General features: G+C 72.8%; 9 protein-coding genes. 7 read left to right on the top strand and 2 right to left on the bottom strand.

The features are described from left to right. Positions 1 to 359: 359 nt before the first annotated feature. The 6 genes from NH602_RS23545 to NH602_RS23520 all read left to right on the top strand — a co-directional run bounded on the left by NH602_RS23545 (position 360) and on the right by NH602_RS23520 (position 6,286). The gene (locus tag NH602_RS23545) at positions 360 to 1,205 is read left to right on the top strand and encodes a 3-hydroxybutyryl-CoA dehydrogenase (RefSeq protein WP_253068925.1); all 846 of its coding nucleotides are present in this window, start codon (positions 360 to 362) and stop codon (positions 1,203 to 1,205) included. A gap of 125 nt (positions 1,206 to 1,330) precedes the next feature. Further along, positions 1,331 to 3,490 carry a molybdopterin-dependent oxidoreductase gene (locus NH602_RS23540; protein ID WP_179761172.1) on the top strand — a complete coding sequence of 720 codons (2,160 nt, stop codon included), beginning with the start codon at positions 1,331 to 1,333 and terminating at the stop codon, positions 3,488 to 3,490. A gap of 85 nt (positions 3,491 to 3,575) precedes the next feature. Next, positions 3,576 to 3,890 (top strand): ferredoxin, encoded by a 315-nt coding sequence (gene fdxA, locus NH602_RS23535; RefSeq protein ID WP_253068924.1) that lies wholly within the window; start codon positions 3,576 to 3,578, stop codon positions 3,888 to 3,890. Then, complete coding sequence (locus NH602_RS23530) at positions 3,887 to 4,861, top strand: NAD(P)/FAD-dependent oxidoreductase (protein ID WP_253068923.1); 975 nt, start codon at positions 3,887 to 3,889, stop codon at positions 4,859 to 4,861. The genes fdxA and NH602_RS23530 overlap by 4 nt, the downstream gene beginning before the upstream one ends. Beyond that, positions 4,858 to 5,328 carry a CBS domain-containing protein gene (locus NH602_RS23525; RefSeq protein ID WP_253068922.1) on the top strand — a complete coding sequence of 157 codons (471 nt, stop codon included), beginning with the start codon at positions 4,858 to 4,860 and terminating at the stop codon, positions 5,326 to 5,328. Before NH602_RS23530 ends, NH602_RS23525 begins: the two co-directional genes overlap by 4 nt. A 22-nt stretch (positions 5,329 to 5,350) precedes the next feature. Continuing rightward, the gene (locus NH602_RS23520) at positions 5,351 to 6,286 is read left to right on the top strand and encodes a helix-turn-helix domain-containing protein (protein ID WP_253068921.1); all 936 of its coding nucleotides are present in this window, start codon (positions 5,351 to 5,353) and stop codon (positions 6,284 to 6,286) included. Between the two features lie 39 nt (positions 6,287 to 6,325). Here NH602_RS23520 and NH602_RS23515 read toward each other — a convergent pair whose 3' ends face one another. Together NH602_RS23515 and NH602_RS23510 are read right to left on the bottom strand one after the other, a co-directional pair. Continuing rightward, a complete protein-coding gene (locus tag NH602_RS23515; RefSeq protein WP_179761168.1) occupies positions 6,326 to 7,135 on the bottom strand; it encodes an alpha/beta fold hydrolase in 810 nt (269 codons plus the stop codon). A 33-nt stretch (positions 7,136 to 7,168) separates the two neighbouring features. Further along, positions 7,169 to 8,641: an NAD(P)/FAD-dependent oxidoreductase gene (locus NH602_RS23510; protein WP_179761167.1), complete on the bottom strand. Its 1,473-nt coding sequence runs from the start codon at positions 8,639 to 8,641 to the stop codon at positions 7,169 to 7,171. A 141-nt stretch (positions 8,642 to 8,782) separates the two neighbouring features. Between NH602_RS23510 and NH602_RS23505 the strand changes: the two genes are divergently transcribed. Continuing rightward, on the top strand, positions 8,783 to 9,746 hold a 964-nt coding region (locus NH602_RS23505), incomplete at its 3' end, for a GAF domain-containing protein (RefSeq protein ID WP_253068920.1).

The raw sequence follows: 9,746 nt of genomic DNA, 5'->3' as shown, positions 1-9,746 counted from the left end.
CCCCGACCGTCTCCGCGTCCGACGCCGGTCCGGCGGCGCCCAGGGGCCATCGCCGCCTCCCCGACGACGCCACCGTGCAGCTGCCCGCCGTCGGTCGCGGGGATGCGCCCCGCCCCGTGGGGAACCCGGCCGACCGTCGCTGAGCCGGCGGCCTGCGCCGGAGCGGGACGGCGTCCGGGACCGCCGCACACGTGCACGTCCGCCGCACCGGCCGCACCGGCCGCACCGGCCGCACCGGCCGAGTGAGGCCGGGCACCCGTCGTCGCGCCGGGTTGTGCCCCGCCCCCCGCCGACGGAAGTCTCGACGGTTCGACCGCGTCCCGGAGATCCCGGGACGCGCAGAGGGAACTGAGGTGCTCATGGAGCGCGTAGGCGTCGTCGGCTGCGGTCAGATGGGATCCGGGATCGCGGAGGTCGCGGCACGGGCCGGGTACGGGGTGCGGGTCGTCGAGACCTCCGCCGCCGCGGTGGAGGCGGGCCGGGCCCGCCTGGAGTCGTCGCTGGCCCGGGCGGAGAAGCGCGGCCGGATCGACTCCGCCGAGGAGGCTCTGTCCCGCCTCGAGGTCGTCGAGGGGCTGGACGCGCTGGCCGACCGGGAGCTCGTCGTCGAGGCGATCGCCGAGGACGAGGCGCTCAAGACCGGCGTCTTCCGGGAGCTGGACCGGCTCGTCACCGACACCGGCGCGGTGCTGGCGTCGAACACGTCGTCCATCCCGATCATGAAGCTCGCGGTGGCGACGAAGCGTCCCGAGCAGGTCGTCGGCATCCACTTCTTCAACCCGGTGCCGGTGCTGTCGCTGGTCGAGCTCGTCCCGAGCCTGATGACCTCCGAGGACACCCTGGCCCGGGCGCGGAGCTTCGTCGAGGAGGGTCTGGGCAAGAAGGCGATCGACTGCCAGGACCGCGCCGGCTTCGTCGTCAACGCGCTGCTGGTGCCGTTCCTGCTGTCGGCGATCCGGATGATGGAGTCCGGCTTCGCCACCGCCGAGGACATCGACGAGGGACTGGTCCGCGGCTGTGCGCACCCGCAGGGCCCGCTCGCGCTGTCCGACCTGATCGGCCTGGACACCGTGCAGGCCGTCGCGGAGTCGATGTACGCGGAGTTCAAGGAGCCGCTGTACGCGCCGCCGCCGCTCCTGGCCCGCATGGTCGACGCCGGCCTGCTCGGCAAGAAGACCGGGCGGGGCTTCCACACCTACGCCTGACCGGGCGTCCCGGGGGGCGATTGTGCTCCCCGGGACAACGTCAGTGCTCCCGGTGCCAAGACCGGCGCGCGGCGGGCGACCAGTCTCGTGGGCGACGCCATCCCACCACGAGGCGAGGAGCACCCATGACCGCGACGCACGAGGCCCCGGCGACGCCGCTGACCGAGAAGGTGGTCAAGGCCGCCTGTCCCCAGGACTGCCCGGACACCTGCGCGATGCTGGTGACCGTCGACGGCTCGGGGACGGCGACCTCGGTCGTCGGCGACCCGGACCACCCGTACACCAACGGCGGCCTCTGCGTGAAGGTCAACAACTACCTCGACCGCGTGTACGACCCGGGCCGCGTGCTGTTCCCGATGCGCCGGACCGGGCCCAAGGGCAGCGGCCGCTTCGAGCGGATCACCTGGGACGACGCCGTCACCGAGATCGCCACCCGCTTCAGGGCCATCGCCGACGAGCACGGCCCCGAGGCGATCATGCCGGTCAGCTACCTGGGCACGCAGGGCATCCTGAACGGCCTCAACGTCGGCGACCCGTTCTTCGCGAAGCTGGGCGCCACCGTCGCCGAGCGCACCTACTGCGACTCCGGCTCCTGCACCGCCTACGCCATGACCATCGGCGACACCGCCGGGGTGGACCCGGAGAGCCTCGTGCACTCCACGTTCATCCTGGTGTGGGCCTGCAACATCATGAGCACCAACCTGCACCTCTGGCCCTACATCGCGAAGGCGAGGAAGAACGGCGCCAAGGTCGTGGTCGTCGACCCGGTCCGCACCCGCACCGCCGCCGCCGCCGACCAGCACATCCCGATCCGCCCCGGCACCGACGGCGCACTCGCCCTGGCCATGGCGCACGTGATCATCGCCGAGGGCCTCACCGACGACGACTACATCGCGAACCACACCGTCGGCTACGACGAGTTCGCCGAGCGCGTCTCCCGCTACACCCCCGAGTGGGCCGAGACCGAGACCGGCGTGCCCGCCGAGACCATCCGGGTGCTCGCCCGCGAGTACGCCGGCGCCCAGCCGTCGGTCATCCGGATCGGCGTCGCCGTCGAGCGGCACGCCGGCGGCGGCCAGACCGTGCGCGCCCTGTCCTGTCTGCCCGGCCTCGTCGGCGCCTGGCGCAGGCCCGGCGGCGGAATCCTGCAGCTGCCGCTGTGGGCGTTCCCCGTCAACTGGGGCGCCTTCATGCACCCGGAGATGCTCACCCCCGGCACCCGGGTCATCAACCAGTACCGGCTCGGTGCCGCGCTCGCCGGTGACCTGCCCGCCGGCCCGCCGATCAAGGGCCTGATGGTCTACAACTCCAACCCGGTCGTCACCACGCCCGACCAGGACCGGCTGATCAAGGGTCTGGAGAGCGAAGACCTGTTCACCGTCGTGTCGGAGCAGTTCATGACCGACACCGCGGAGTACGCCGACATCGTCCTGCCGGCCACGACGCAGCTCGAGCAGGACGACATCATGTTCTCCTGGGGTCACCTCTTCGTGACCTACAACCACCGGTCCATCGAGCCGCTGGGCGAGGCCGTCCCGAACACCGAGATGTTCCGCAGGCTCGCTGCCGCGATGGGCTTCGACGACCCGGTCTTCCGGCGCACCGACTCCGAGATGATCGCCGAGGCGTTCGACTGGTCCCACCCGCACATGGAGGGGATCACCGTCGAGTCGCTGAAGGAGCAGGGCTGGCAGCGGCTCAACGTGGCCCCGCCGGAGGCCTACGCCCCGCACGCCGAGGGGAACTTCCCGACGCCGTCGGGCAAGGCCGAGTTCGTCTCCGCCGCCGCGGCGGGCGGCAACTTCGTCGTCCCGCTGTTCCGGCAGGGCTCCAACGACCACCAGCCCGGCCAGCCGGTCGACCCGCTGCCGCACTACATCCCGCCGCGCGAGTCCGCCGCCGCGGACCCCGAGCTCGCCGCCCGCTACCCGCTCAACCTGCTCACGCCCAAGTCGCACGCGTTCCTGAACTCGAGCTTCGCCAGCCACGAGTTCCACCGCCGCGTCGCGAACGAGCACACCCTGATCATCCACCCGGACGACGCCGCTGCCCGCGGCATCGCCGAGGGGGCGCCGGTGCGCGTGTTCAACGACCGGGGCGAGTTCACCGTCGTCGCGTCGCTGCAGGACACCGTGTCCCGCGGGGTCGTGGTGAGCCCGATGGGCGGCTGGCGCAAGAACTCCAAGGCCGGCACCACCCTGGCCGCGGTCAACCCGACCGTGTTCGGCGACCTGGGCAACGCGCCCACGTTCTCCGACACCCTCGTCGAGGTCGAGACCGCCTGAGCCACGCGGCTCGGCCGGAGACCCCTTGCTCCGGCCGAGCCGCGTACCCACGTGCTGTCACCGTCCACATCGGAGGAAATACCCCGTGGCCTACGTCATCACCGAAGCCTGCATCGACGTGCAGGACCGCGCCTGCATGGAGGAGTGCCCGGTCGACTGCATCTACCCCGGCGAGCGGATGATGTACATCCACCCCGACGAATGCGTCGACTGCGGCAAGTGCATGCCCGCGTGCCCCAGCGAGGCCATCCACTGGGAGCACAGGATGCCCCCGGAGCACCAGGACTTCGTCGAGGCCAACGCGCTGTTCGTGCGCGAGCAGGGCTTCTCCGGCGGCGGCGAGGACGCCGATCCGGCCGACGGCGACCACCCGATCGTCGCGCAGCGGAGGCCCCGGTGAGCGGCGAGCTCACCGCCGACCTGGTCGTCGTCGGCGCCGGGCCGACCGGGCTCTACGCCACGTACTACGCGGGCTTCCGCGGGCTGTCCGTGGTCGTCGTCGACGCGCTCGACCAGCTGGGCGGGCAGATGTCGGTGCTCTACCCGGAGAAGCCGGTGTTCGACGTCGCGGGCTTCCCCCGGGTCCGGGCGCAGGACCTGGTCGACTCCCTGGTCGAGCAGGCCGCCCTGACCGAGCCGACCTACCTGCTCGGGCACGACGCCGTGGAGCTGGAGCAGTTCGACGACGGTGTCGCCGTCACCACCGACCGCGGCGTGCGGATCCGGGCCGGGGCGCTGCTGGTCACCGGTGGCATGGGCCGGTTCACCCCGCGGCCGCTGCCCGCCGGCGGCGACTACGCCGGACGCGGGCTGCGTTACGCGGTGCCCCGCCCGGCCGAGCTGACCGGCAAGGACGTGCTGATCGTCGGCGGCGGGGACTCGGCGGTGGACTGGGCGCTGTGCCTGGAGCCGCTGGCCGCGTCGGTCACCCTGGTGCACCGCCGCGACGCCTTCCGCGCGCACGAGCGCAGCGTGACCGAGCTGCGCGCCTCGTCGGTGCGGATCCTGACCCCCTACGAGGTGCACGACGTCCGCGGCGACGGCCACGTCTCCGAGGTCGACGTGTCCGGCCCGGACGGCGTCGAGACCCTGCGGGTCGACGAGATCGTCGCCGCGCTGGGGTTCAAGGCCGACCTCGCGGCGCTGTCGAACTGGGGGATCGGGATGAGCCGCCGGCACATCGCCGTCGACCGGTCGATGCGCACGACGCTGCCCCGGGTGTTCGCGGCCGGGGACATCACCGACTTCGACGGCAAGGTCCGGCTGATCTCGGTCGGGTTCGGCGAGGCCGCCCTGGCGGTCAACAACCTCGTCCCGCTGGTGCGCCCCGACCTCCCGGTGGTGCCCGGCCACTCGAGCGACGCGGCATGATCGGCCCGGCGCCGGAGCGTCCCGGGACGGGGTGGGCCCCCGGCAGCACCGGCGAGGCGATGATCGCGCACCCGCGGACGTGCGGGCGCACCACCACGGTGCACCAGGCCCGGGAGGTGTTCCGCGACGACCACGTGCACGCGCTGCTCGTCGTCGACCGGGGTGTGTTGCTGGCCGTGGTGGAGCGCGGCGACCTCGACGGCCGTCCCGCCGCGGCGCCGGTCCGCTGGCTCGGCACCCTGGCCGGGCGCACCGTCGCCCCCACCGCGCCGGCGACCGCGACGCGCGACCGGATGCGGGCCGAGGGGCGCAGGCGGCTCGCCGTCGTCGACGGGCACGGCCGGTTACTCGGTCTGCTCTGCCTCAAGCGGTCCGGGGCCGGCTTCTGCACCGACGAGGGGGTACGGGCCAGGGCGGCCGAACGTGCCGCGCGACGACGTCCTCACATCGGAGCAACACGTTCGTGACGTCCACGTGCGATGCTCGGGTATGGCATTGGTCACGATCGACACCACCACCGTGGCCGAGACCGACCGGCTGGACTTCTGGCGCGCCACGGTCTGCGACCAGTTCGTCGCGCTGGACGTGACACCGTCCACCACCGGTCTGGTCTCCGGACGGGTCACCGCCTCCTCGGTGGCCGGTACCCACCTGCGGCGGATCTCCTCGGTGCCGCACCGCTTCGAGCGCACACCGCGCCAGGTGCGGGCGGCCGACGAGGACTACCTGCAGATCGCGCTGGCCCGCCGTGGCCGCACACTCGTCGCTCAGGACGGACGGGAGGCGGTGATCGGCCCCGGCGAGTTCGTGATCTACGACAGCAGCAGGCCGTTCACCTTCGTCACCACCGACAGCTTCGAGTACCAGGTCTGCCTGCATCCCAAGAGCGCGCTGCCGCTGTCCCGGGCGGAGATGGCCGAGGCCACCGCGGTCGCCCTCGACGGCCGTCGCGGCGTCGGCGCGATGCTGCCGCCGCTGCTGTCCTCGCTGGACCGGGCGATCGGCGACGACGTCCCCGTGGCCGCGCAGGAGGCCGTCGCACGGACCATCGGGGATGTGTTCGTCGCGCTGGTCCGCAGCACCGTGCCGGCGACCGCCCCGGAGAACCTGCACGTCGCCCGGGCCCGCGGTGTCATCCGCGAGCGCATCGCCGACCGCGACCTGGACCCCGCCGGGATCGCCGCGGCCTGCGCGATCTCGGTGAGCTACCTCCACAAGCTGTTCGCCGAGGAGGGCACCACGGTGGCCGGGGTCATCCGCGAGGAGCGGCTCCAGGGCGCCTGGACCGACCTGCGCCGGCCGGAGTCCGCCCACGTCGGGGTAGGCGCGATCGGCGCGCGATGGGGCATGCCGGACCCGGCGGCGTTCAGCCGGGCCTTCCGGACCCGGTTCGGGCGGTCCCCCAAGGCGCACCGCGAGTCCTGAGGGCCGGCCGGGCGGGGAGGGTCCGCCCGGCCGCTCCGTTCAGATCCGCTGTTCGCCGAGGAACCCGGTGACCAGCTTCGTCAGGTCCTCGGGCCGCTCCAGGTGCATGCAGTGGCTGGATCCCGGACCGGTGACCAGCTCGAATCGGGCGCCCGGGATGCGCTCGGCCACCGCGCGGGACTGCCAGTGCGGGGTCAGCAGGTCCTGCTCGCCGACCACGACCAGCGTCGGTGCCGTGATCGCGTCCAGCCGGTCGAGGGTGTCGTGCACGAGGTCGGCGTCCCACTGCTCGACGGTCACCTGCATCTGCGCCTCGTCCTGTGGGAACGCCGGCAGCAGCGCCTCCAGCAGGGCGCCCACGTTCGGGTCGTCGAGGGCCTGTGGGGAGAACGCGAGCCCTGACGCGGCCAGTGCGGACTCCATGTCACGGTGCACGTAGGGCAGGCGCAGCGCGGTGAGCACCGCGCGCTGGAAGCCGTCGGTGCGGCCCCAGGTGCCGTAGAGGACCTGTGAGGCGACCTGCTCGGGGCGGGCCAGCGCCATCTCCTGTGCGACGGCCGAGCCCAGTGACCAGCCGAGCAGGTGCGCGCGCGGGATCTCCAGGGCGTCGAGCAGCGCGGAGGTGTCGGCGGCCATCGAGCCGACCGTGATCGGCCCCGAGCCGCGGTCGCTGCCGCCCAGGCCCCGGTTGTCAAATGTGATCACACGATGGGTCTCGGCGAGCCGGGACGCGAGCTCGCCCCACAGCGGGATCGCGCCGGACGTGCCCATGATCATGAGCAGCGGGTCGCCGTCGCCTGCGGTCTCGTAGTTGAGCTCGACGCCGGTGGACACGGGGATGCGGGGCACGGTGGGTCTCCTCGGGGTGTGCGGTCGGTCGGGTCAGCGGTACTGCAGGCCGTCGTCGAGGTCGGCCTTCGGCAGCTCGACCCGGTCGACGTCGTGCTCGTGCATGTGGGTCCAGGGCTCACGGTCGCCCTGCCCGAACATGCGGTGCTGGGAGCGTCCGATGTAGCCGGGGTTGAAGTTGTCCTCCGAGACCCACGGCAGCCGTGGCATGTCGGCGTCCTGCGCCCGCAGCGTGGGGACGACGACCCGGTCCCCACGCTCGTCCATGCGCGCCAGGATGCGGCCGATCAGGTCGTTGACCAGGTCGATCCGCAGCGTCCAGCTGTGCCGGAAGTACCCGAAGGCGTAGGCCATGTTCGGGATGTCGCTGATCATCAGACCGCGCCAGGTGACGTGCCGGGTGAAGTCGACCGGCTCGCCGTCGACGGTGAAGGGGATGTCGCCGAACACCGCCAGGTCGAAGCCGGTCGCGGTGACGACGACGTCGGCCTCGATCACCTCGCCGGAGGAGACCTGCACGCCCTTCTCGGTGAACTCGGAGATGGTGTCGGTGACGACCGAGGCCTTCCCCGCGCGCATCGCGGCGAAGAAGTCGCCGTCGGGCACGAACGCGATGCGCTGCTGCCACGGCCGGTAGCGGGGGACGAAGTGCTTCTCGACGTCGGTGCCCTCGGGCAGCAGCGGCCGGATGGTCTCGACCAGGAACTCGTGCAGCGCGTCCGGGTCGTCGCGGCCGGTGGTCGCCAGCCAGTCGAGCTGCTGGACGTAGGTGCGGCGCAGGATCTCGTGGGTCCACTCGCCGGGCAGGTCGAGCGGCTCCAGCATCGTCGCGAGCTCGTGCACGGTCGGCGCCGGGAACCAGTACGACGGCGAGCGCTGCAGCATCGTCACGTGTTCGGCGGTCGCGGCCGTCGCCGGGACGACCGTCGCCGCGGTCGCGCCGGATCCGATGACCAGCACCTTCTTCCCCGTGACGTCGAGGTCCGACGGCCAGGACTGCGGGTGCACGACCGTCCCGGCGAAGCGCTCGGTGCCCGGCCACTCCGGGGTGTAGGGCTCGTCGTGGTTGTAGTAGCCCTGGCACATCCACAGGAACGACGCGGTCATCCGCAGGGTCTCGCCGGTGTCGGTGCGTGTGACGTCCGCGGTCCAGAGGTTCTCCTCCGAGGACCAGCTCAGCGCGGTGACGCGGTGGTGGTAGCGGATGTGCCCGGCGAGGTCGTCCTCGTCGATGACCTCGTGGAGGTAGGACAGGATCTCCCCGCCCGCTGCGATCGACGGTCCCTTCCACGGCTTGTGCCGGTAGCCGTAGGTGAACAGGTCGCTGTCCGAGCGGGCACCGGGGAAGCGGTGTGTCCACCAGGTCCCACCGGGGGCGTCCTGGGCCTCCAGCAGCACGAAGCTCCGCTCCGGGAACTCCTCCCGCAGCCGGTGCGCGGCGCCGATGCCGGACACCCCGGCCCCGACGATCAGGACGTCGACGTGCTCGGTGGTCGTGGTGGCCATGGGGGTCCTCCCGGTGCAGGGGTGACGACAGTCACCCGACGCTAGGTCGGATCGGGCGTCCCGCGGGTGTCCGAACTTCGGACAGCGACAGGTGTTGACCGGTGACGCATCATGTGATGACGAGCACAGAGAGGTGCGTCGATGGGGGATCTGCTCGCACGCCGTCGCGAGCTCGTGTCCGCGCGGGCCGAGCTGCTCGACCGGCCCGACGTCGCGTTGCCCGGCGTGCCCGGCCACGTCGTCGCGTCGTGGCGGCGCAGCATCGCGGGCGGGGTGGACCCGGCGATGATCGTGAACCGGTTCCACCCCGACCTCGACACCGGCTCCCGGCTGGTCCGCTGCGCGCGCCCGGTGATGGAGCAGCTGGTCGAGCAGGTCGCCGGGATCGGGGTGTGCGTCGCGCTCACCGACCACCGGGCCCGGCTGCTGGTGCGGCTGGACACCGACGCGGTGATCGCCCGGTCCGCGGACGTCAACGCGTTCGCCGCCGGGTTCGGCTACGCCGAGGGCGCGGTGGGCACCAACGGGGTCGGGACCGTGCTGGAGTCCGGCCGGCCGGTGCACATCGTCGGCGCCGAGCACTTCGTCGAGCAGCTCCACGACTACGCCTGCGCCGGCGCCCCGGTGCGCGACCCGGCGACCGGGCGGATCGAGGCGGTACTCGACCTGTCCTGCCGCGCCGAGCACTCCTCGCCGCTGCTGCTGTCGCTGGTGCGCTCCGCGGCCGCGCGCATCTCCGACGCCCTGCTCCACGACCGCGACCCCGCCCAGCAGGCCCTGTTCGACGCCTACGCCCGCACCGAGTCCCGCACCCGGCGGGCGGTGCTCGCCGTCGGGCGCCGCACGGTGCTGGCGAACACCGCGATGCAGACCCTGCTCGACGCGGGCGACCACGCCGCGCTCACCGACCACGCCCGGTTCCTGCTGCTCCGCGGCCCCGGCGTCGACGACCGGGTGGACCTGCCGTCGGGGACACGGGCGCGGCTGCGCGGCGCGGTCGTCCCGGTCGGCGGGTCGGTCGCCGGCCTGGTGGCGGTGGTGACGCTGCTGCGCGAGCCCGACGGCGGCGGCTCCGCCGGATCGGTCGCGGCGACCCCGCGGTCCG

Source organism: Pseudonocardia sp. McavD-2-B, from assembly GCF_024124365.1.
GTDB lineage: Bacteria > Actinomycetota > Actinomycetes > Mycobacteriales > Pseudonocardiaceae > Pseudonocardia > Pseudonocardia alni.
The sequence above is the reverse complement of the archived record's forward strand: the minus strand, read 5'-3'. Positions and strand labels throughout refer to the sequence as shown.

Coding starts and splice junctions, on each gene's coding strand:
- NH602_RS23545 (WP_253068925.1), top strand. CDS start 360: ATGGAGCGCGTAGGCGTCGTCGGCTGCGGTCAGATGGGATCCGGGATC.
- NH602_RS23540 (WP_179761172.1), top strand. CDS start 1,331: ATGACCGCGACGCACGAGGCCCCGGCGACGCCGCTGACCGAGAAGGTG.
- NH602_RS23525 (WP_253068922.1), top strand. CDS start 4,858: ATGATCGGCCCGGCGCCGGAGCGTCCCGGGACGGGGTGGGCCCCCGGC.
- NH602_RS23520 (WP_253068921.1), top strand. CDS start 5,351: ATGGCATTGGTCACGATCGACACCACCACCGTGGCCGAGACCGACCGG.
- NH602_RS23510 (WP_179761167.1), bottom strand. CDS start 8,641: ATGGCCACCACGACCACCGAGCACGTCGACGTCCTGATCGTCGGGGCC.